This is a genomic window from Ignisphaera sp., assembly GCA_038831005.1.
GTDB lineage: Archaea > Thermoproteota > Thermoprotei_A > Sulfolobales > Ignisphaeraceae > Ignisphaera.
In genome coordinates, this window is sequence record JAWBKZ010000004.1 from 224100 (window position 1) to 244232 (window position 20133).

Sequence of the window (20133 nt, forward strand, 5' to 3'; positions counted from 1 at the left end):
TAAGGTCTACTTCTACAACTTAATCCACTTAAAAACTATATAACGTATATTGTTGTCATCTCTATCCACGATAGCTAGTACAGAGTGCTTCCTTACACTGTGGCTAACTCTACCAAGAGCTACTATATCTGTAGGCTTAATTTTGTGTTCTTTAGATACAACAGTAACAACATAGGGTGCATGTTCGTATCCTGGTCCCACAGTATATACAGTAAAATCTGCTCCATATTTAGTTCCACCCCTTATGATATAGTTACGATCCCTTAGATATTCATAAACATGATACTTAATATCAAAATCATGTGAAACATCTCTACAAAAACTCCATAGTTTATCACAGTCGATAGATTCGCCATTGATACTTACCTCAGCTAAACCTTTCCTACACATGTAGAGAGTTTCGTACATGGATAAAACTAAAGGTTCTTGATAGCTCTGATCAATCTTAGGTTTTGAGATAGATAGTGGTTTACCGTAGAATCGTTTGAAGAGGACATCGCTCTGGATTTTATCTAATACTAGGGACTTTCTACCAACAACATCTATCTTGGCTATGTAGTTCTTATCGTATACAGCCATACAATTTTTTCACCTAGATTAACAAGGTCTTGTATAATGTTGCCAAGTGATAGGATGAAGGTGGTTATTTGGATAGAGCTGTGCTTAAGATCATATGGCTGGCTTAAATAGATACCTCTATACATTTCAATTATGGTATCTCCATCTCTAAAGATCTTCGATATCTGTTGTACACCTTTAACAGGGCTCTCTATGAAGTATCTAAGTATATCACTTAAACATGTTAGGTAATCTACAATGCTTTTGATAATATTTTGGATAGAAAGTATTGTTGATTCATCTATTGCTATCTGTCTCAAGCCAAGTAACTCCAACTCTAGGATGAATTTGTATAAAGAATTTGAAAGAACTGTTATAGAATCCAGTAGACTTACATAGTAGTTGGTACCTATCATCGAAACCGCTACCTTGGCTACATAACGAGCTAGATTATAACGTATATCGCGAACTGTTTTAAACTCTTCAACTACTTTACTCGCTCTAGTTCTAGTAGCTTCAAATTTCTGGTTGAATAAATGGTTCGCAATGTGTTGTGATTCTTGAACAATCCATAGAAGCTTAACTATATAGTTACGTATCTGCTCGATCAGATTTTCTTCAGCTAGAGAAATCTTTATTCTCTCGATTTCAGGTTCAACTATTTCGCTAGTCATTATTGAAGCACCATTCTATGGAACAAGCCATCTAAGCAAAATAGTGTGAACATAGTATATAAATTTTTGGATTAGAACAACCTAGATCTACAATATAATACTCATCTAGATAGAAAAGCACTACATTTTTCAACATTCTCTAACACTTCTTTGGCCACGTTCTTTAGTCGATCTAGACGCATAAGGTGCATATTCACGTCTTCGAGATGATGCTCATCAGAAAGTTCTCTACTGTACCTAAGCCAAAGTATACGTTCTTCTTCTATAGATACCTCATATATGTAGAAGGTCATTATAGCTATAGATTCAATTTCTTCAATCGTTAGATTTTCCAAAGAAAGTGAATTATTTATGAGTCTAAGTATTTCTTCTAGTCTCTTAGACAATTTCACTAGGTTTGAAAGACCTTCGTTTAGTTTATCTAGCTTCTTTTCTTTAGATATCCTTTTTAATACGATTTTACATCTTTCTATATACCTACTATGTCTGTAGACAGCATTTTCAAGCATCTGGACAATATTCGTTTGATTCATTTGGATCAACTTCTATGTGCTTCTTATTGTACAAATACTCTTATCAGCTACGCCGTGTATTTTCATGAGTTCTGGATTAACGTGAACAACATCACCAGATACATCATCAGCTATTAGAGCCCTGAATCTAAATCTTTTACGTCCTGCAATAGATATTTCGATAAAGTCTTTTACTCCAAGCTCCTTGGCCAAACCACTAGGTATTTTAGCCTCATCTTTACCTATAGAAGAATCGTAGACGAGTCTGATTCTTTTCTCCTTAACAACTTTCCTATTCTTTGAGAGAATAGCGCTAGGTGGAGGCACTACAGCTAATAGCTTCTTGATATCTGTTTTTTCCTGTTTTTCCTCATATTCATAGCTCTTTGCTTCAACATTCTCGAAATCTTCTTTAACTGTATCCATATACATCCCGATACATATACCTAGTAATGGATACACACTATAGAGATTTTAATCTTTTGGTTCAATAACTTGGTAACCCAAGCCAAATATATCGCACTCTTCTAGACCTATATCTAAAACCTTTACAAGATCCTGTAATGGAATTCTTATCTGTTTTCTACTGTCCCTATCCCTGATAGTTACCGTCGATCCTGTGCTTATACTCTCATAATCTATTGTAACAACAAAAGGTATACCTATTTCATCAGCTATAGCATATTTCTTACCTATCGATTCTCCCTCTAATATGAGTGCATGGTGCTTAGATTTTATTGTCTCGTAGATCTCGCTTGCCATAGATTTAAAGGGCTGTTTATCAACAAGTGTAGCTATACCCACCTTTATAGGTGCTAATTTTTTTGGTAGAGATAGAACAATTCTTCCGTTCTCTAGCTCTTTGTATGCATACTCGAGAACTATATACATAAGTCTTTCAGCTCCAAATGAGGGCTCAGATACATGTGGCACAAATTTCTCTACCCACACTTTTTCCACACTATCCTCAACAACAAATACCGACTTTGGTATAGTAACACCATCAATAACTACGTTATCGCCTACAGTCGATTCCAGTACTTTAAGAAGTTCTTCTGGAGAATAATTAGAGAGGACCCTGAATACCTCTCCTGCTTGCTGACCATAGATATTCAGAATAAGCTTCTTATCGTATCTAGCTGTACGTTTTTTGATTACTAGGGGCTCTTTAAGTTGCCGAAGAGCGTAGAGATCAGCTCCACTATACTTAGCATGTCTCTCAAGATCATAGCTATGTCTATAAGCATGTCCTGAAATCTCTAGTTTACCCCATTTATCTACAATAACTATCTGATCGAATGTTTGCTTAGAATAGTGTGCTCTTTCTGAAGGCAGTTTCTCCTCAAAATAGCTATTTTCATCAGGTACACCCATCATTGATATAAATCTCTTCGACACACACATCCAGTAGGCAAGCCACGGACTTATAATTATGTTCTCTCTAAAGGCTTCGGTAGGAGAAATGGTTATGGGTTTGGATTCTCCGCGAGTTCTCTCTTCAGCCGTCAAAATCCTTATCTTCTCATTATTGCATTTCTCCTCAAGAATAGAGCAGTCCGGATTTTGTGCATCATAGAAGAATTCTATCTCCATTATCGTAAACTCTCTTAACCTTATAGGTCCTTGTCTAGGGGAAATCTCATTTCGTGCAACTTTACCTATCTGTACAATACCGAATGGAAGACGCTTCTTCATTAACTCATAGACGCGTTTGAAGTTTATGAACATTCCTTGAGCTGCTTCAGGTCTTAGATAGGCTAAGTTTTCTGGAGAGTAGGGTCCTACAAATGTTTGAAAGAGTAGCAGGAAACGTCTAACTTCTGAGAATTTTCCTCCACAAGCAGGACAAACAATACCATGTTCTTCTATAAGTTTTCCTAACATTATCTCGTTTAATCCTTCAGCTGATATACCGAGTCTTTCTTCAATAAGGTGATCGGCTCTATAGACACGGTGGCAAGAGAGGCATTCTACAGCATAGTCCGTAAAACTTTCCTCATGTCCACTTGCTCTAAAAACTATAGCGGGATTTATTATAGGGGTCTCCACCTCTACAACAATATCTTGGTGTTGTTTAACAAACACTTCACGCCATAGGCTCACTATATTGTTCTTAAGCAAGACACCGAGGGGTCCTAAATCGTAGAACCCAGCTTGACCTCCATATATCTCGAATGAAGGCCATATAAAGCCTCTTCTGAAGGCTAGGTTCATGATTTTGTCGTACTTTGATGTACTCACGCATTTACACCAGTATATACCGTTTCTGTAAAGCTAAAATTATACTGAACAGAGTATTAAGGCTATTATAGGTAACAATGTCGAGAGAGGCACTGTAGTACGAGGTATCGATCATGTGCTCCAAGATGTACTTAACAGGCACGGGATCTGGAGAAGCATTTCTAGGTTTTAACAAGAACAAGAATGAAACACCGTTTACGATCTTGGGCGTTCCTTTAGATATGTCTTCATCGTTCAGGAGCGGATGTGGTATAGCGCCAAGAAGGATTAGATTTGTATCTAGATCACTAGAGTTGTGTTCGATCATGACGGGAATAGATATAGAGTCTATAGGATTTGAGGACGTAGGTGATGTAGTGTTATCCCCAGGTGATATGCAGGGTTCGCTGAAGAGAATAGAGTGTGTGGTAAGCGAAATCCTCAAAGATAGAGATAGGATACTAATCGCCATTGGCGGTGAACACACAATAACTCTACCTATCTTCAAGAGTCTGGCTTCAGAGAGATCACCATGCCTGGTTGTACTAGATGCACATGCAGATCTAAGAGATGAATATCTGGGATCCAGATACAATCATGCTACAGTAATTAAGAGAATTATTGAAGAGACCAAGAGCAGGATAATACTGTTAGGCGCTAGAGCCTTAAGCAGAGAAGAGGTAGAAGCATACCGTCAGCTAAAAGACTATATAGATATAATTAGTGTATGGCAAGGAAATGCCCCCCCAAATATAGAAAGAGAACTAATGCATGAGTTAGAGAGTTGTAGTGGGCTATATGTATCAATAGATATGGATATACTTGATCCAACATATGCACCTGGTGTACAAACACCAGAACCTCTGGGACTTGATCCAACTACACTACTCAAAATACTGTCACTGGTTGCTAACAATAGGATACATGTAATCGATCTAGTAGAGATATCGCCTATATATGATCAATCAGATATAACATCATTTCTTGCAGCAAAAATAATCATAGAATTAACAGCAACAATCTATAGAAACATTTATCGAGATAGAGCAGAAAAGCACATGTGTAGGATGTAGAGATATGGTAGCCGGGCGGGGATTCGAACCCCGGTCACGGGGGCTCTTTTCTTAACCGCCGCTACCCAGAGAGCTAGACAATACCAGTATAGATTGAAGGTATTTAAGTTTTAATAGATCCTCTAAAAATTTTTTAGAAATATTCTGCACCGAATAGGGACATAATATGATATGTTGTGTGGGTAGCGGCGGTTAGATCCAAAGCCCCGCATCCTTGGCCGCTAGACGACCCGGCTACTTCAGAATAACTTATCGTTAGCTAAGGTTAAAAATTTTGTAGTTAGTGAGATCCTAGAGGAGATTACAGAAAAATTTATAAGCTTTTCGCTCAAAGAGTTAAGAGGTAAGCTCTTATGGTGATAAGACCTTCAGAACCTTCTCCAGAAGATATTGTTTCGAGATGTCCTAGCGGTAATATTGTGTATGATGAAATTAGTGGTGAATGGATTTGTGCTGATAGTGGTGAAGTTATTTCCGAACATGTTATTGATAGAGGACCAGAATGGCGTGCTTTTACTGCAGAAGAGAAGGAGAGGAGAAGTCGTGCTGGAAGCCCTATAAATATAGCTCTACAAGATAGCGGGCTATCAACTATTATAGACTGGTATGATAGAGATGCATCGAGTAGGAAGCTGGATCTCAAGAGAAGACTCGAGCTCATTAGGATAAGGAGATGGCATAGTAGGACAAGGATTCAGAGTGCTGTAAGTAGAAATATCTTGCAGGCTCTAAATGAGCTTGAGAGAGTGGCAGAACAACTCAATTTACCTAGGTTTGTGAAAGAGGAGGCGGCAATAATATATAGAAGAGCTATAGAGAGAGAACTTGTACGTGGAAGAGCGATAGAGAGTATGGTTGCTGCAGCACTTTATGCTGCTTGCAGAATACATGGTGTGCCTAGAACTCTTGATGAGATTTCGAAGTATACAAAGAGTAGTAGGAAAGATATTGCTAGATGTTACAGACTTCTTGTGAGAGAATTAAGCCTCAAGATACCTATTGTGGATGCTACAGAATATGCTCAAAGAATAGCATCAATGCTGGGTCTTAGCGGAGCTACAGCAAAACTTGCAGTAGATATTATCCAGAAGGCTAGAGAACTAGGTATAACAGCAGGCAGAGATCCTGCAGGAATTGCAGCTGCTTCAGTATATATAGCGGCTCTTATAAATGATGAGAGAAGAACACAGAAAGAAGTTGCAGCAGCTGCAGGTGTGACTGAGGTAACAGTTAGAAATAGGTATAAAGAGCTTACAAAGGTATTAAACGTCCTCAAGATAAATAGTGAGGAAGAGACATAAATGTTGGATTCAAATTGCTTTCAGTATCTTTATCTCACTACTTCTACTTTTTGCTATAACTCTATATCCGCAGTAGGGGCATCTGGTACTCAACATGACCTTTAACTCTGATTCATCAAATTCTTTGTAACACTTTATACATATGTATCTGGTCATAGAGTTCAACCTTGTATGCACATCATATAGAAAACTAGTCAAATTTTTAAACTGTTACGCTAGAAACTGTATGGGCATGCAAACCAATGAAAGTAGACACACTATGTGCTGGATTACCTTCAGAACTATGTGCACAACTTGAAACAGAATCACAAGTCATAAAAATAAAGCTAGAGCGCAGAAAAATGAGTAAGGTTGTAACAGTAATAGAAGGTATAGACGATAAAACCTTTGACTTAAAGAAGCTTGCTTCTTACCTAAAAACAAAGTTAGCTGCTGGAGGTACTCTAAAGAACGGTAGAATAGAGATACAGGGAGATCATAGATCTAAAGTAAAGAAAATATTGGTCGAAGAGCTGGGATTCAATCCTGATAACATAGTATTCATTGAAGAAGGAGGATCATGAACCAGTAAAAGAGGCCAGTAAAAGAGTAGAGTTAATGAAGTATAATAGTTTCTATGGCTCCAGTAATGATATATGCGATCAATCCAAAGTTTTTGTTTTACTTAATACGAACTTATTTATCTATGTTGGGTTCTGTACGCACTAGAGCAGTCAGGGCGAGAGCTCTTCATCACGAAATCAGCCGGTTTGCATAATCATCATTCAACTCAATATATGTATCACAACACTTATCGTTTAATGAGAGATAAAACATATCTGGCTAGATGTAGTGCTGGATTAATACCTGTAGCTTTTTGGATACCTCTCCATTGCGGAGACGCATTAACCTCAAAAATTACGTATCCTTTCTCGGTTTCAGCTACATCTATCCCGGCATAGTGAAGTTTTAGAACCTTCATAACCTTGAAGATAATGGTGTGAAGCTCTTCACTAAGTTTAGTTATGGGTATTGGTTTAGCTCCTTGAGCTATGTTGGTTTTCCATTCATCTTTTGAATTCTGTACACGATAATAAGCTGCGACAATTTCGTTACCTACGACAAGGATCCTTATATCTCTACCAGGCTTTTCTATGTATCTCTGAAGATATATAGGTTGTTTAAGTTGCGCTAGCGTTCTAGCTATTGTGTAAGTTACATCAGGGTTTTCAGTCATAACTATTCCGAAGCCCATACTCCCTATCACAGGCTTTATGATAGTTTTACTCCATTGTTCTGTAACCTTTGATGGTAACATAAAATCTTCTGTTACGAGGGTCTTAGGTACCGGTAGACCGGCTCTATTTAGAAGTAGTAAACTATAGTACTTATCTCTGGCTACAACTATAGAATCCACGGGATTAATCACAGGAATACCAAGTAACTCTAAGTGTCTAAACACATTACATCTCCTAAGGAAATTCTCTAGGGTTATTGTTGAGCCTAGATCCCTTAGAATTACGCCATTGAATTCTATAGGTCTTGATGTAGCTAGATGGAGTATAGTATCGTCTCCTTCACCAAAGACTGAAACAAGTTCAGAAGGTCTTACGTATATTGCTGAAGCACCTAGATATTCTAGAGCAAGTATTATCTGTCTAACACTCCATGGCGGTACCGCTTTATCAGCTACAACCGCTATCTTCATAAAAGATCACTTCAACGGTTTTAAGTTCAATAACTGCAGAGCTTAGCTAAGTTTAAGAATCTTGATGAAGCACTTTAATCAGAAGTGTATGCCAAATAATTGCAGTATTCGAAATATTGATAATATTGATAGAGAGATTATGAGAGATATGGGTATCGAATCTAAAGCCATATATCCTCCGATTACCAACACCTTGCTTTCACTCTCTAGAGATCTATACATGAATATAGATGGAAGTATATCAGAACCTAGAACTATTCCCATAATTGTTGAGAAAGGTAATATGTAGTAGATATCTTCACTATACGTTATAGCTATCGATAGAAGTACGAATGATAATGTGTATCTAACCACATTAACAAGAATCATCTTCTCTGTTGCATACGTATGTACTACGGCTATGGCTATAGCTAATGATAGTAACAGAATTAGGTGTTGTATTTCTACGGTCTTGCATATCATCAGTACTAGTGTAGAGTATAATGGAAGTAAAAAGCCGCAACAGTTAATGGCGATACCATTGATTAGTGGTAAACGTATCGATCGACATACTTTCTTGGGGTTTGCTATACATGGCATCACTATAGCTAGAAAAGTAATGGTTAGTATATTCAAACAATTCAGTAGTAAACAATAAGAGGTATACACTGTTAACAAAAGGATCATCATAGTTCTCTGAATGAGCCATAGTTTTAGCTTGTTTTTCTTCATTCTCAATCATAACTAAAGATTGATTGAGTAACACCATATAAATACATCATCGCTTGCTGGAGCTATAGGTAACCGATATACACAAAATAAGGGCATCATTTAAAGCATCTCCATGGCATAATTTGTTTAAGTACTTTAAGTAACTCATATATTTACATCTATAACTGTTATATGTTTGATGGCTGGAAGAGATACATTAAAGATCTTGGTGGTATTGATCATGGCATAGGTTTTTGTAGAATTATGCACATGACCATGGATAGATATATCAGGTCTAAGATCGCTATCTATATACTCAATTATCTTATAACCTAAGAAATAGTGAATCTGTGGTGGCTCTCCTTGTAGAGTTACAGATGTTGAGGCATAATGTGTTACAAGTATTGATAATCTATACTCTCTACATATATTCAGTAATTCCTTAATTTTTCTGAGCCTATTGCTATACAAATTCTCTATACATGGAATATTCTTTTTCTGCCACGTAGTCGGTCTCTCAAGTACCCCACGACTACCTACAATACATATTTCTGCGTCCTTAATCTCGATGATAGTATATTCATCATCTAGCCATAGAACTTCCGGATACATCTCTCTATATCTGTGTTCAAAGCCTATGTACTCTTCATTACCGAATACAGCTACTATAGGAATACGTCTAGGATTTTTATTGACAAGCTTATTGAGAACAGAGATAATGGGCTTCATGTTATCTATAGAATTCTTTTCCACCATATCGCCTGCAAGTATTATTAAATCAGCTTTTTGATTCACAAGTCTTAACGTAGTTATAGAGGCAAAGAAAAGCGGAAGATATCTAGGGCTATGGACATCAGATACTGATACTATATGTAACATAACTAAACGTCACCAATAAGATAAGTTCATTAACACTTAAAATAGATTTGCATCTTCTCAGCACTATTAAGAGGTGTAAAGCAGTATGATAAAGCCTAGGGGATGTAATGCCTCTGGACATAAAGGATGGATTGAACTTAAGTGCAGGTTATGTGCTAAAAAACTCTACATAGGTGATGACATAATATATATGTGTCCCAAGTGCGGTAGCAAATATGAAGCTTACTTCTGTATAGCAGATGCTAAGAAACTTCACATGAAATGTCCTTATTGTGGTTCAGAGCTGAACCTTTTACTGAATCTTTAATGAATATCTTAACAAAAACTAAGAGATAAAAGACGATTACTAGAGTTTGATGGGTTATTGATGTTTTGTTTGTTCGTTAATTGACTCGGCATGATGATTCAAAATACGATTAGTAATTTTGAATATTCTGAGCTGGGTTGAAGGAAATGAATAATGTTGGTGTCCAGAAGATAATAATAGATAATCATAGAGAGATTGCTATAGTCAATGTAAATCAAGATACAGTTATAGCCATTATAGATGCTGTAGTGAAGGCTACAAAAAGAGATGAATATGTGGAGTTAACGAGCTTTAGCATAGTTGAAATAGCTAGAAAGAAGATTGTTGCAGTACATATATGTGAAAATGCCTATGGATACACACTATATGAAGAAGCACTATGTTTAAAAAATCAAGATACATGTACGGTCATGTCCTATATAGCATATATAATGTGTAATGAAGGGAGTTGCGAGGAGGAAAAGCTTATTAACACAGTTAAATGTATTGCATCCAGATATTAAAATGAGTACCACGTCAGGAAAGAGACTTAGCTTTTAAATTCTGTAGTGATACTCAAAGTTACATATAGGTGTGAACATGAGGCAGGAACTCGCATTGAAAAAACTTACCGAGTATGTAGCTAGAAAAGCAGCTCTATTAGGTCAGAAATATGAACTAAGAGAACTTGTAACACCTTCTATTGTATCAATGATGGATAAAGCCATAGATAAGATGGTGGCGACTATAGTTAAGAGAAATGGAGGATTATGGTGCAATCTTTGTGATAAGGGGCCCTTCACAAAAAGGGGATTTTATCTGCATCTCGTAAGAGTTCACTCAAGAGATATAGAGTTCATGGTTAAAGAAGAGATGAAGAAACTTCTAGAAGCGGTAAACCGTAAATCCTCACCAGTTTAGGTTTGTTTTAGGAGCTGGTGCATGGTAAGAGTGTACGCTTTTGATGTAGATGGAACATTAACACCGATTAGAAGTTGCTGGAGATTCATTCACAATATTCTCAATACTGTGCACAGATCTAGAAACTATTCAAAGTATTTCTTTGAAGGTTTGTTAAGCTATGATGAATGGGTAGCAATGGAGCTAAATCTATGGAAAAATATAGATGTTGAAGTCTTCAAAAGAATTGTGTATGCTATTCCATGGAGAAACGGTATAGAGGATTTAGTAGAATTTAGGCATAAAAAGTCTAGAGACATATTTATAGCTATCTCAGGGGGGTTTAATTTCTTAGGTGAAAGAGCGGTACATGAACTCAAATTCAATTCATATATAGGTGTAGAGTTAGAAATATTGAATGGAAGACTTACAGGTTATGCATTGAGTTATCCAGATTTCAATGGTAAAGGTACGGAATTGATAGAGTATCTGCGTAGCAATAGTATAGAGTATAGCGAATTGATATGTATAGGTGACAATATCAACGATATCGATATGTTTAGACACTGCGATGTCTCGATAGCTTTCTGTCCTTCAAAAAACTTAAGAAGAGATTACATCAACATCTTTATTAATTCATGTAACATAAGAAATCTCGTAAATGTACTTTATACGATCTAATGTAACTACATTTTCACTGATTGCCTTAAACCTTAAGTACCAGCTGCATTATACTAACTAAGGTTGGTGTAACCAGCTCTTGAATTTGAGAAAGATATTTTATACATGTATAATTATAATGCTAGTGTTTGTCACATTGAACATGGAAAACAATATTTCTGAAGAAGGGTCTGAAAACACAATCAAGGTACGAGATAAAGAGATTTCATGGATTTACCGTAGTAAAGTGAGTAGAGCTAATGTTTACTCAAGTTCTATGCTCGTAGTGGGACCATCAAGTATCGAACACCAAATTGAAGCATTATCGAATCTGGATATAGATCAAGGAACAATATCAAATTTATCATATGTTTTTGTAGGTGGCGAAAGACTGTTCTACCAGTTCACTTACACATATTCCAATCTCTCCATACTTATTGACAGCAATATAGTGGTAAACAAGGATTACATAATTGTTCAATGGTTTAGCTTAAAAACAAATCTCCAGGTTAATTCAGGTAATTCTTCTTTTAAATATATGCAGATAAACGATTATGTAAAGGATACTATAAAGAAACTTAACTTGTCTATGATCGAGAACTGGAATACTTTAATGACAGTATTGAGAACAAAAAATGAGGTGCGTGAATACATAAATATATATGATCTCTATATAAATAAGACCAAGTATATCGGGTACCTGGGCTTAAATGATGATACGTATATTTGTCTTAATAGAATACCCATGTATACCTGGATCGAAGTTAACGAAGTCGTGAAAGATAGTAAGCATAATACAATGTATAGGATAGAAAGTATAAATGGTGATGAAGTAGCATCAGTCACAAGCTCTTTGTCTTGCATGATTCCTATAATTGGTATAGTTAATGATATCATCAAGAATCTCGAAATACGGACACTATTTGTAGAGCTTAGCGTCATGAATAAACTTGATATCACAAAGAAGATGAGTGAAATACTTAGAGAATACATCAATAAGGGAATAGAGATATACACACTAATGAGCCATACGGTAGACAGATATAACATATCTAAATTCGTCATAGAGATACAATATATTTCATATCCCTCGGAAACAGTAATAACAACAGTATTAAGCAACATAAACACAGTAGCTCTTAATGAGGATGAGGATTATATACGTACCCTATTAGCTGAAATAATCCAAATCTACAGAGATATTTGCTATTGCAATAATACAATAGATTGGGCAAATATGATAGCTACAGCAAAAGTAAAGCGCATTTATACAGATACCTTAAATGAGGATCACACAAAATACACTTTGACAACTGTTTCCCCAAAACAAGTGTCAGTTTTAGTGCTTATAACATTAGTATTTGTTGCGGTTCAGGTAATGGTAATACTATTTATAATTCTTAAAACATTTAGAGAGGCAACATAAAATTTAACTATATGTATATAACTATGTGTTTCTGCATCACTACTTAATCTATTTATCTATGTCTTCTTTATATCATGCTCAGTATATGCCTATACTAACTAAAGCTTCTATTCGTTGCCCATTTATAAATTTAGTTTCAACTCCTCTAAATTTCAGTATACTATCCACGAACTCCTTCTTGAGATGCTCTATTGGATTGTATTCTTTGGATCCCAAAACAAAGTTACATGAGTATCCAAATGATGGAATCCATACTTGGTATTCTAGATGGTATCTATAGATGTTCTTAATAGAATTAGCTATGGAGTTATAAACATCTCTATAGAAGAATGCTGAACCGGCTTGTGTAACGACTAGACCATTGTTGCTTAGAATCCTATGTATATCTCTATAAAAATTCTCGCTATAGAGTGGTCCAGCTATATCGCTTGAATATGGATCCGTTAGATCTAGTATGACGATATCGTATACTTCCTTTGCTTCAGAGACAAACTTTAAACCATCTTCAATTATTATCCTAGCTCTTGGATCATAAAACGCATTTCCATGGAATGAAGGCAGATATTCTTTCGAAACTTCAATAACATCTTCATCTATATCAACCATAACAGCTAATTCTACTGTTTTATGTTTTAAAACTTCACGCAATGTAGCTCCCTCACCTCCACCAATTATCAAGACCTTGGTTGGGTTAGGATGAAGCACCATAGCTGGATGAACTAGAGATTCATGGTATACGTGTTCATCTGCTTCACTACTCTGAATATATCCGTCGAGAATAAGGCTTCGTCCAAAATCCTCCACCTCTGCTACTACTATCTCCTGATATCTGGATCTCTTTACAACATGTACCTGTTTAACTCTTAAACTCATTGTACTTCCTCTTCCTATACCTTGGGTAACAACTAAACCGAGCAGCCTATATCACCTTGTGTCAATAGTTTCTGGAGATCACATAGTAGTTCTAGGCGTTTTAAAGTTCTAGGTTATATAGTTTTTCTGTGGTTTTGTTGAACCATTAAATATAAAAATCTAGCTAGAATTAATAGTGTTCAGCTGTAAAACAATTCAATAGATGATGTGCATGCTAAATACTGAAAAATGATGAAGGGCCAAAGCGCTGATTCTAAATTTCAATTACTGTAATGGAACTCACTGTATACAGTTTTCATCGACATTTTTTAATAGCTAAACCTCTTATGAGTCGTGATTCGTATCTATTTAACTCAACTCTTTTACCATTTATTAGCAAGGATATCATCATAGGTGATGTAGATTCTATGCATACCTTCTTACTTACCTCGATACCTAGACTGATAACCTTTGCAAGAAGGGAGCTATCAAACGAACATAAAATACGTGTAATAACTATCTCTGTTCCTTCAACAAACTCTGTTAACGGTAGATCACTTATATTATCTGTAACTGAACCCGGTATAGGATTTCCATGTGGGCATCGGCTTGGTTTCTGCATATATATCCAAAGCCTATCCAATATTTCATCTGGTAAATGTTCGAACATATGTGCGTACCTATGCGATTCTATAAGATCAAATCCTAAGTGAAGATGAAGAAAGGTTTCAGCAATTCTATGTTTCTTAATAGCATCTTCAGCTAATCTTCTACCTTTTTTTGTTAGCTTAACACCCTCATATGGTATCCATCTAATGTAGTCTCCTTCAGCTAGTTTCTTCAAAGTTTTAGAAACAGTAGCAGGCGTTACATTAAGCTCTGTCGCAATATCTTGGGTTTTAGCAATACCATATATTTCCTCAAGTCTATACATGGCCTTAAGATAATCCTCTAATGTCTTAGTCTGTATCTTGAAGTGTTTCACAACCATAGCTAGTTCCAGTAGAGATTATAGAATAAAGCTATATAAACATTAAACTATAAATAATGTTAATAAAGTATCTTCAAATACCGAATAAGGTTACGGAGTGGTACTATTATGTTTATGTATCTCAGTCCTTAATAACTACTCTGTAGGATAAAGCAAATTGTTGAAGCATCAACGTTACTGAGATTGTCAAAGGTTATATTTATGGGCATCTCAGTTCACGTACATAAGAAGATTAAGACTGTACCAAAATTCATAAACAGCATAGTGGGTATTGGATCAAGGAATAGTTTAGTCATACATCAAGATTCCACATCTTTAAAAGAACTTAGCGAAGCAGTAGAAGATATCGCTGGGGTGCTTATGAATATTGTTGTTATTGGTAAAGAGAAGAGAAAAATATGTAGGCATTTTGAGCCTGTGAAAGGTGTGTGCAATTTCTTGAATCTAGACAACAACATTCCTACACTAACAACAATACCAGATGGGGGCAGATTCAAAATACTTGTTTCATCTCATCCCGAGATATGTGCTGTGTGTCCCTATTGGTCTACCAGAAGTTAATATCATTAGACGTATTTCTTATGTTAATACTTAACAATACTTTATATTCATATAAACAATACTTTACATAGTGGTAGGTAGATTATGCTAATTGTGGCTCTAGATCCACCTATAAATGTTGGTTCAGAGAAATGGGTTACAGAACGATACAAAGTATTAAGGGATATAGTAAAGGGATTCAAGATAGGATTACCGGCTATAGTTAAATACGGCATCAATTGGTTAAATAATCTATTTAAAGACTACGATGGTCTCTCAATAGCGGATCTTAAGCTAGCTGATATAGGAGATATAATGGCTTTAACGGCAACAATGCTGAGGAATGTGGGTTTCAATGCCGTTATTGCTCATGCATTCGTAGGATACGAGAAAGGTATAGAGGTGCTAGCTAAGGTATGTGAAAAAGAGGGCATTAAGTTGATACTAGTTGTATCAATGTCTCATGAAGGTTCTAAGGAATTCATAGATAGACATATAGATGAATTCGTAGATACAGCAGAACGTGTTGGTAGCTGGGGTGTTGTAGCACCAGCTACACGACCTAATGTAATACAATACATTAGATCAAAAGTTGGATCGAAGATAAAAATAATTTCACCTGGAGTAGGAGTGCAGGGAGCAGAACCTGGTGCAGCTCTTTGTGCTGGTGCTGACTATGAGATAGTTGGTAGAGCTATTACGTATTCAGATTTGGAAAAAGTAAGAGAGCTGGCACATGGTTTATTAGAGTCTCAGAAGAAGAGGTTATTGCTATGTCGTGGCTAGCTGTAGAGCTATTTAGAAAGGGTATGATAAAGATAGGTAGATATAAACTTACTTCGGGTCTAGAAAGCCCATTCTATATAGATTTGAGGCAACTCTATAGCTATCCTGATGTTATTGAAAAACTCGTAACAGAATTATGTTCTGCTTGGGATCTAAGTAGCTACGACGTTATTGTCGGTATAGCTACCTCAGGCCTAGTGTTAGCATCATTCATAGCATGTAGGCTTAATAAACCTCTATCTTATGTTAGGATAGACAGAAAGGCTCACGGTACGCAGTCTATTGTTGAAGGTGTTGTAGAATCAAAAAGCTGCCTAATAGTAGATGATGTAGCAACTACTGGAGGATCTATAGAACATGCATATAATGCCATAAAGGAGGTTAGGGGTATACCAATAGCAGCATTAGTGGTTGTAGATAGAGAACAAGGAGCAAGAAAGAAGATAGAGTCACTCGGTATGAAGTTCTACAGCTACATTAATGTATCAAACATCTTTAAACATCTTTATGAGAAAGAGTTAATCGATACGAGAACCTATGACGAAGTTATTAACTACATTAAGCGTTTTAATCAAGATCTATAGATAGTGTCCAAAGAGTTCATCATTGTAGACAGAAATGTTTTATAGTTTACAGATAGTAGCATTAGATTTGGGCATAAAGATGGTCACATCATTTAAAAATAGAGATGTAGTATCAATACTGGATTTCACTAGGAAGGAGCTTGAGACATTGTTTGAGTATGCAGATAAATTCCGCAAAGTTGAGGGAAAATTGAATCTATTAAACGGGAAGGTGGTCTCTCTCGCTTTTTTTGAACCATCTACTCGTACAAGGCTCAGTTTTGAAGTAGTAGCAAAACGTCTAGGTGCAGATGTTGTATCGATCATAGGTGAGGAAGCCTCCAGTATAGCTAAAGGCGAAAACTTGGCAGACACAATACGTATGCTTGATGCATATTCCAATATTATAATTCTAAGACATAGATATGAAGGAGCAGCAAAATATGCTGCAGAAATAGCCGAAAACCCTGTTATCAATGCTGGTGATGGTATTCAACACCATCCAACACAAGCTATGATCGATCTATATACAGTAAAGATACTCTTTGGATCAATCGATGGATTAGTGTATGTTGTTTTAGGGGATCTTAGATATGGAAGAGCAGCAATGTCATTCATATACGGTCTTTCTCTATATAAGCCCAAGAAGTTGTATGTAGTTGCTCCTCAACTATTACGTATACGTAGCGAAGTTCTACAAATACTGAAAGAAAGAGGTCTACCTATCGAAGAGAAAAATGATGTGAGAGAAATAATCAGTGAAGCAGATGTTCTATATGTTACACGTATCCAGAGAGAAAGGTTTCCAGATCCTATGGAGTATGAAAAAGTTAGAGGTTCGTATATTGTTACATTAGATCTTCTAGAGAAAGGCAAGTCTACATTAAAAGTTCTACACCCTCTACCAAAAGTAGATGAAATAGACCATAAAGTTGATACATCAAGATATGCAGCCTACTATCTTCAAGCTAGATTAGGTGTACCCCTAAGAATGTCTTTATTATCTTTGGTTTCTGGTGTAGAGATATGAGTTCAGAAAACATACACACGTTGGTGGTTCCAAAAATACTGAATGGAACTGTCATTGATCATATACCAGCAGGTAGAGCTCTAGACATACTAAAGGTGTTGAATATAACTGGTGGAGAAGGCTGGAGAATAGCGGTACTATTGAATGTTGAGAGCAAGAAGTTAGGTAGAAAAGATATAATAAAGATAGAGCGTAGAAAATTAACTTCAGCAGAAGTAAACGTTATAGCACTCATAGCTCCTACAGCAACTATAAACATTATCGAGAATTTTGTTGTAGTTGAGAAGTTTAAGGTAAATGTGCCAGAGATTATAGAGGGTGTAATTAGATGTCCGAATCCTACATGTATATCGAATAAAGAACGAGAACCGGTAAAGTCTAGGTTTAGAACATTATCAAAGGATCAGCTTGTATTTCGTTGCGAATATTGTTCAACCATTGTAACTAGAGATGATATACTAAAGCTTATCATAAGATGAATGTTATGTCTATTAAACCTGCCAAAATATTAAGGATAGATAGAATAGCTGAAAATACGTATCTCTTAGCTGTAGAATTATTTACACATGTAGACAGTATCTCTCCGTTCAATTTTTTTATGGTTTGGGTACCTCGCGTAGATGAAATACCCTTAAGTGTGGCATTTGTAGACAACAACATCATATATTTTCTATTCAAAGTTAAGGGTCTAGGTACAGAAACACTCTCTAAAATGTGTAAAGGTGAGATAGTAGGTTTAAAGGGGCCTCTAGGTAGAGGTTTTATCGTTGAAGACTATACGAAAAGTGTACTAGTGATAGCTGGAGGTATAGGTATAGCTCCCATCCCTTTCTTCATATATAGGTCAAAATACAAGAAGCTCGATGTTGTATGGGGAGTTAAACGAAGAGAAGAACTATTTGATTTAAATAGATTTAATCAAGATATTGGAGATAGGTATAGATTATTTATGGCAACAGAAGACTGTAGCTATGGTTTCTGTGGAACAGCTTTAGAGAGGCTAAAGAATATTCCACTAGAAGATTATGACATCATATTAGCAGTAGGACCACAACCTATGTTGAAAGGTATATGCGAATACATAAGAAACACTAACCTAGAAGCATATGTAGCTCTTGAAACAATGGTTAAATGCGGCATAGGTCTATGTGGTAGCTGCTTCATTAGAGCATCAAACAAGCTTCTCTGTATAGATGGACCAGTATTTAGATGTGATGAGGTGATACAGCATCTTGGAAAGACTAATAATAGCAAAAACATATGAAGATGGTTATTTGAAAGAGATAATGGTGTTAGTTAATAAAGGTATTGTTGAAAGAAGATTTAACTATATCGACAAGAATCTATGTAGAGATTATGAATGTATAGATCTTCGTGCTAAAGGCATACTTCTCCCAGGGTTCATAGATATCCACGTACATTTACGTGGACTTAAACTTAGTTATAAAGAAGATGAAGAAAGCGGTACGAAGGCTGCTTCTAGAGGTGGTTTTACAGCTGTTGTAGATATGCCTAACACTTTACCACGAATAGATAACAAACAAGCTCTTCAAGAAAAAATAGAAGCACTTAAGCTAAAGAGTAGAGTTGATTTTGGAATCTATGTATCTCCAGCAAAAGACTATAGGGAAATGTATGACATGTTGTATGAAGAAGGTGTTGTAGGTGTAAAATTCTTTCCTCAAGATCTTCACCTATTCCCCAAGATCCTCAATATTACTAGTTCCAGAGATCTAAATAGAATAGTGATTGTTCATGCAGAACATCCATATATGGTGAATGATTGTGAAGCTGGTTCTAGATGGATGTGTAGACCTATTGAAAGCGAGCTTTCAGCTCTAGATATTGTTCACATGCATGTTAAAGAAAATATGAAGATCCATATCACACATATAACAAATGTTCTAACACTATCTTTAGCAAAAAGATATAAATTCACTACAGATACTTGTCCACACTATCTCTACTTAGATTCTTCTCACGAGAAGGAAATGGGCTGTATAGCTAAAGTAAATCCTCCTCTTAGAACTCCTTCAACAAGATACTCATTATTGAAACTACTGAAAGCATTTGATGCAGTTTCCTCTGATCATGCGCCTCACAGTTTCGATGAGAAACTTCTTGATTTCTCGATGTGTCCATCAGGTATAGCTTCTCTAGAATTGACTGCTTCCTTAATCCTAAACTTAGTAAATTTAGGTGCTATAGATCTAGATGACGTTGTAAAGCTCTTATCTCGAGGTCCCTCCAAAATACTTGGGCTTAAGAGATGGGGATGTACGTATACTGGTTGTGTAGCTAGTTATACTGTAGTGGATATGAATAAAGAATTTTGTGTCGATCCTGAAACATTTTATTCGAAATCTAGATTTTCGCCCTACAAAAAGAATGTATTAAAGGGTGTAGCTACAGCAACTATAGTCAGAGGCGGTATTGTTTATATCGATGAAGGATATGAAGAGAAAATCAAACCTGAACCTTTAACAAAGTTTATGGTGAATTGAT

General features: G+C 36.1%; 26 protein-coding genes and 1 tRNA gene. 15 read left to right on the forward strand and 12 right to left on the reverse strand.

The genetic code is table 11. The annotated features are described in order from the left end of the window. Positions 1-12: 12 nt before the first annotated feature. The 5 genes from endA to glyS form a co-directional block, all read right to left on the reverse strand. Complete coding sequence (gene endA / locus QXK50_06080; protein MEM2008723.1) at positions 13-579, reverse strand: tRNA-intron lyase; 567 nt, start codon at positions 577-579, stop codon at positions 13-15. Continuing rightward, the gene (locus QXK50_06085; protein MEM2008724.1) at positions 552-1232 is read right to left on the reverse strand and encodes a hypothetical protein; all 681 of its coding nucleotides are present in this window, start codon (positions 1230-1232) and stop codon (positions 552-554) included. Before QXK50_06085 ends, endA begins: the two co-directional genes overlap by 28 nt. A gap of 101 nt (positions 1233-1333) precedes the next feature. Beyond that, positions 1334-1765 (reverse strand): hypothetical protein, encoded by a 432-nt coding sequence (locus tag QXK50_06090; protein MEM2008725.1) that lies wholly within the window; start codon positions 1763-1765, stop codon positions 1334-1336. Between the two features lie 12 nt (positions 1766-1777). Further along, positions 1778-2170, reverse strand: coding sequence for a hypothetical protein (locus QXK50_06095; protein MEM2008726.1), 393 nt, complete (start codon positions 2168-2170; stop codon positions 1778-1780). A 48-nt stretch (positions 2171-2218) separates the two neighbouring features. Continuing rightward, positions 2219-3985 (reverse strand): glycine--tRNA ligase, encoded by a 1767-nt coding sequence (gene glyS, locus QXK50_06100; GenBank protein MEM2008727.1) that lies wholly within the window; start codon positions 3983-3985, stop codon positions 2219-2221. A 113-nt stretch (positions 3986-4098) separates the two neighbouring features. Between glyS and speB the strand changes: the two genes are divergently transcribed. After that, positions 4099-5037: an agmatinase gene (gene speB, locus QXK50_06105; protein MEM2008728.1), complete on the forward strand. Its 939-nt coding sequence runs from the start codon at positions 4099-4101 to the stop codon at positions 5035-5037. Between the two features lie 5 nt (positions 5038-5042). Here speB and QXK50_06110 read toward each other — a convergent pair. Further along, positions 5043-5273: transfer RNA gene (locus QXK50_06110), tRNA-Gln, on the reverse strand. A 117-nt stretch (positions 5274-5390) separates the two neighbouring features. On the opposite strand from QXK50_06110, the gene QXK50_06115 reads away from it, so the two are divergent. Further along, entirely contained in the window at positions 5391-6338 is a 948-nt protein-coding gene (locus QXK50_06115) for a transcription initiation factor IIB (GenBank protein MEM2008729.1), read from the forward strand. A 9-nt stretch (positions 6339-6347) separates the two neighbouring features. Here QXK50_06115 and QXK50_06120 read toward each other — a convergent pair whose 3' ends face one another. Beyond that, positions 6348-6494: a DNA-directed RNA polymerase subunit P gene (locus QXK50_06120; GenBank protein ID MEM2008730.1), complete on the reverse strand. Its 147-nt coding sequence runs from the start codon at positions 6492-6494 to the stop codon at positions 6348-6350. An 86-nt stretch (positions 6495-6580) separates the two neighbouring features. Between QXK50_06120 and QXK50_06125 the strand changes: the two genes are divergently transcribed. Then, on the forward strand, positions 6581-6901 hold the full coding sequence (locus QXK50_06125) for a translation initiation factor (protein ID MEM2008731.1): 321 nt from the start codon (positions 6581-6583) through the stop codon (positions 6899-6901). Positions 6902-7128: 227 nt separating this feature from the next. Here QXK50_06125 and QXK50_06130 read toward each other — a convergent pair whose 3' ends face one another. The 3 genes from QXK50_06130 to QXK50_06140 all read right to left on the reverse strand — a co-directional run bounded on the left by QXK50_06130 (position 7129) and on the right by QXK50_06140 (position 9594). After that, positions 7129-8025 (reverse strand): RimK family alpha-L-glutamate ligase, encoded by an 897-nt coding sequence (locus tag QXK50_06130; GenBank protein MEM2008732.1) that lies wholly within the window; start codon positions 8023-8025, stop codon positions 7129-7131. A gap of 78 nt (positions 8026-8103) precedes the next feature. Further along, positions 8104-8604, reverse strand: coding sequence for a DUF1614 domain-containing protein (locus QXK50_06135; protein MEM2008733.1), 501 nt, complete (start codon positions 8602-8604; stop codon positions 8104-8106). Positions 8605-8880: 276 nt separating this feature from the next. Beyond that, positions 8881-9594, reverse strand: coding sequence for a metallophosphoesterase (locus QXK50_06140; GenBank protein MEM2008734.1), 714 nt, complete (start codon positions 9592-9594; stop codon positions 8881-8883). 85 nt (positions 9595-9679) lie between these two features. Between QXK50_06140 and QXK50_06145 the strand changes: the two genes are divergently transcribed. The 5 genes from QXK50_06145 to QXK50_06165 all read left to right on the forward strand — a co-directional run bounded on the left by QXK50_06145 (position 9680) and on the right by QXK50_06165 (position 12866). Further along, complete coding sequence (locus tag QXK50_06145) at positions 9680-9901, forward strand: hypothetical protein (GenBank protein ID MEM2008735.1); 222 nt, start codon at positions 9680-9682, stop codon at positions 9899-9901. Positions 9902-10047: 146 nt separating this feature from the next. Beyond that, positions 10048-10404 carry a hypothetical protein gene (locus QXK50_06150; protein ID MEM2008736.1) on the forward strand — a complete coding sequence of 119 codons (357 nt, stop codon included), beginning with the start codon at positions 10048-10050 and terminating at the stop codon, positions 10402-10404. A gap of 76 nt (positions 10405-10480) precedes the next feature. Beyond that, positions 10481-10801 (forward strand): hypothetical protein, encoded by a 321-nt coding sequence (locus QXK50_06155; GenBank protein ID MEM2008737.1) that lies wholly within the window; start codon positions 10481-10483, stop codon positions 10799-10801. Between the two features lie 21 nt (positions 10802-10822). Continuing rightward, positions 10823-11461, forward strand: a complete 639-nt coding sequence (locus QXK50_06160) for an HAD-IB family phosphatase (GenBank protein MEM2008738.1) — start codon at positions 10823-10825, stop codon at positions 11459-11461. A gap of 79 nt (positions 11462-11540) precedes the next feature. After that, positions 11541-12866 carry a hypothetical protein gene (locus QXK50_06165; protein MEM2008739.1) on the forward strand — a complete coding sequence of 442 codons (1326 nt, stop codon included), beginning with the start codon at positions 11541-11543 and terminating at the stop codon, positions 12864-12866. A gap of 78 nt (positions 12867-12944) precedes the next feature. Here QXK50_06165 and QXK50_06170 read toward each other — a convergent pair whose 3' ends face one another. Both QXK50_06170 and QXK50_06175 read right to left on the reverse strand, forming a co-directional pair. Then, a complete protein-coding gene (locus QXK50_06170) occupies positions 12945-13739 on the reverse strand; it encodes a spermidine synthase (protein ID MEM2008740.1) in 795 nt (264 codons plus the stop codon). Positions 13740-14034: 295 nt separating this feature from the next. Then, complete coding sequence (locus tag QXK50_06175; GenBank protein MEM2008741.1) at positions 14035-14709, reverse strand: metal-dependent transcriptional regulator; 675 nt, start codon at positions 14707-14709, stop codon at positions 14035-14037. 201 nt (positions 14710-14910) lie between these two features. Here QXK50_06175 and QXK50_06180 point away from each other — a divergent pair, with 201 nt between their 5' ends. From QXK50_06180 to pyrC, 7 genes are all read left to right on the forward strand, one after another. Continuing rightward, positions 14911-15270, forward strand: coding sequence for a hypothetical protein (locus QXK50_06180; protein MEM2008742.1), 360 nt, complete (start codon positions 14911-14913; stop codon positions 15268-15270). 84 nt (positions 15271-15354) lie between these two features. Beyond that, positions 15355-16035 (forward strand): orotidine 5'-phosphate decarboxylase / HUMPS family protein, encoded by a 681-nt coding sequence (locus QXK50_06185; GenBank protein MEM2008743.1) that lies wholly within the window; start codon positions 15355-15357, stop codon positions 16033-16035. Continuing rightward, on the forward strand, positions 16023-16619 hold the full coding sequence (locus tag QXK50_06190) for a phosphoribosyltransferase family protein (GenBank protein ID MEM2008744.1): 597 nt from the start codon (positions 16023-16025) through the stop codon (positions 16617-16619). Before QXK50_06185 ends, QXK50_06190 begins: the two co-directional genes overlap by 13 nt. Positions 16620-16653: 34 nt before the next feature. Next, entirely contained in the window at positions 16654-17628 is a 975-nt protein-coding gene (gene pyrB, locus QXK50_06195) for an aspartate carbamoyltransferase (GenBank protein ID MEM2008745.1), read from the forward strand. Further along, positions 17625-18107, forward strand: a complete 483-nt coding sequence (gene pyrI / locus QXK50_06200) for an aspartate carbamoyltransferase regulatory subunit (GenBank protein ID MEM2008746.1) — start codon at positions 17625-17627, stop codon at positions 18105-18107. Before pyrB ends, pyrI begins: the two co-directional genes overlap by 4 nt. Positions 18108-18112: 5 nt before the next feature. Next, the gene (locus tag QXK50_06205) at positions 18113-18892 is read left to right on the forward strand and encodes a hypothetical protein (protein MEM2008747.1); all 780 of its coding nucleotides are present in this window, start codon (positions 18113-18115) and stop codon (positions 18890-18892) included. Continuing rightward, positions 18861-20132 (forward strand): dihydroorotase, encoded by a 1272-nt coding sequence (gene pyrC, locus QXK50_06210; GenBank protein ID MEM2008748.1) that lies wholly within the window; start codon positions 18861-18863, stop codon positions 20130-20132. The genes QXK50_06205 and pyrC overlap by 32 nt, the downstream gene beginning before the upstream one ends. The last annotated feature ends 1 nt before the right edge of the window (position 20133 follow it).

Excerpts from the sequence above, each read along its gene's own strand:
- QXK50_06095 (MEM2008726.1), bottom strand. The coding sequence starts at position 2,170 with ATGGATACAGTTAAAGAAGATTTCGAGAATGTTGAAGCAAAGAGCTAT.
- QXK50_06145 (MEM2008735.1), top strand. The coding sequence starts at position 9,680 with ATGATAAAGCCTAGGGGATGTAATGCCTCTGGACATAAAGGATGGATT.
- QXK50_06185 (MEM2008743.1), top strand. The coding sequence starts at position 15,355 with ATGCTAATTGTGGCTCTAGATCCACCTATAAATGTTGGTTCAGAGAAA.
- QXK50_06135 (MEM2008733.1), bottom strand. The coding sequence starts at position 8,604 with ATGCCATGTATAGCAAACCCCAAGAAAGTATGTCGATCGATACGTTTA.
- pyrB (MEM2008745.1), top strand. The coding sequence starts at position 16,654 with ATGTTTTATAGTTTACAGATAGTAGCATTAGATTTGGGCATAAAGATG.
- QXK50_06085 (MEM2008724.1), bottom strand. The coding sequence starts at position 1,232 with ATGACTAGCGAAATAGTTGAACCTGAAATCGAGAGAATAAAGATTTCT.
- QXK50_06190 (MEM2008744.1), top strand. The coding sequence starts at position 16,023 with ATGTCGTGGCTAGCTGTAGAGCTATTTAGAAAGGGTATGATAAAGATA.
- QXK50_06175 (MEM2008741.1), bottom strand. The coding sequence starts at position 14,709 with ATGGTTGTGAAACACTTCAAGATACAGACTAAGACATTAGAGGATTAT.
- QXK50_06150 (MEM2008736.1), top strand. The coding sequence starts at position 10,048 with ATGAATAATGTTGGTGTCCAGAAGATAATAATAGATAATCATAGAGAG.
- QXK50_06120 (MEM2008730.1), bottom strand. The coding sequence starts at position 6,494 with ATGACCAGATACATATGTATAAAGTGTTACAAAGAATTTGATGAATCA.
- QXK50_06160 (MEM2008738.1), top strand. The coding sequence starts at position 10,823 with ATGGTAAGAGTGTACGCTTTTGATGTAGATGGAACATTAACACCGATT.
- QXK50_06125 (MEM2008731.1), top strand. The coding sequence starts at position 6,581 with ATGAAAGTAGACACACTATGTGCTGGATTACCTTCAGAACTATGTGCA.
- QXK50_06170 (MEM2008740.1), bottom strand. The coding sequence starts at position 13,739 with ATGAGTTTAAGAGTTAAACAGGTACATGTTGTAAAGAGATCCAGATAT.
- endA (MEM2008723.1), bottom strand. The coding sequence starts at position 579 with ATGGCTGTATACGATAAGAACTACATAGCCAAGATAGATGTTGTTGGT.
- pyrI (MEM2008746.1), top strand. The coding sequence starts at position 17,625 with ATGAGTTCAGAAAACATACACACGTTGGTGGTTCCAAAAATACTGAAT.
- QXK50_06115 (MEM2008729.1), top strand. The coding sequence starts at position 5,391 with ATGGTGATAAGACCTTCAGAACCTTCTCCAGAAGATATTGTTTCGAGA.
- QXK50_06090 (MEM2008725.1), bottom strand. The coding sequence starts at position 1,765 with ATGAATCAAACGAATATTGTCCAGATGCTTGAAAATGCTGTCTACAGA.
- QXK50_06155 (MEM2008737.1), top strand. The coding sequence starts at position 10,481 with ATGAGGCAGGAACTCGCATTGAAAAAACTTACCGAGTATGTAGCTAGA.
- speB (MEM2008728.1), top strand. The coding sequence starts at position 4,099 with ATGTGCTCCAAGATGTACTTAACAGGCACGGGATCTGGAGAAGCATTT.
- QXK50_06130 (MEM2008732.1), bottom strand. The coding sequence starts at position 8,025 with ATGAAGATAGCGGTTGTAGCTGATAAAGCGGTACCGCCATGGAGTGTT.
- QXK50_06180 (MEM2008742.1), top strand. The coding sequence starts at position 14,911 with ATGGGCATCTCAGTTCACGTACATAAGAAGATTAAGACTGTACCAAAA.
- QXK50_06140 (MEM2008734.1), bottom strand. The coding sequence starts at position 9,594 with ATGTTACATATAGTATCAGTATCTGATGTCCATAGCCCTAGATATCTT.
- QXK50_06205 (MEM2008747.1), top strand. The coding sequence starts at position 18,113 with ATGTCTATTAAACCTGCCAAAATATTAAGGATAGATAGAATAGCTGAA.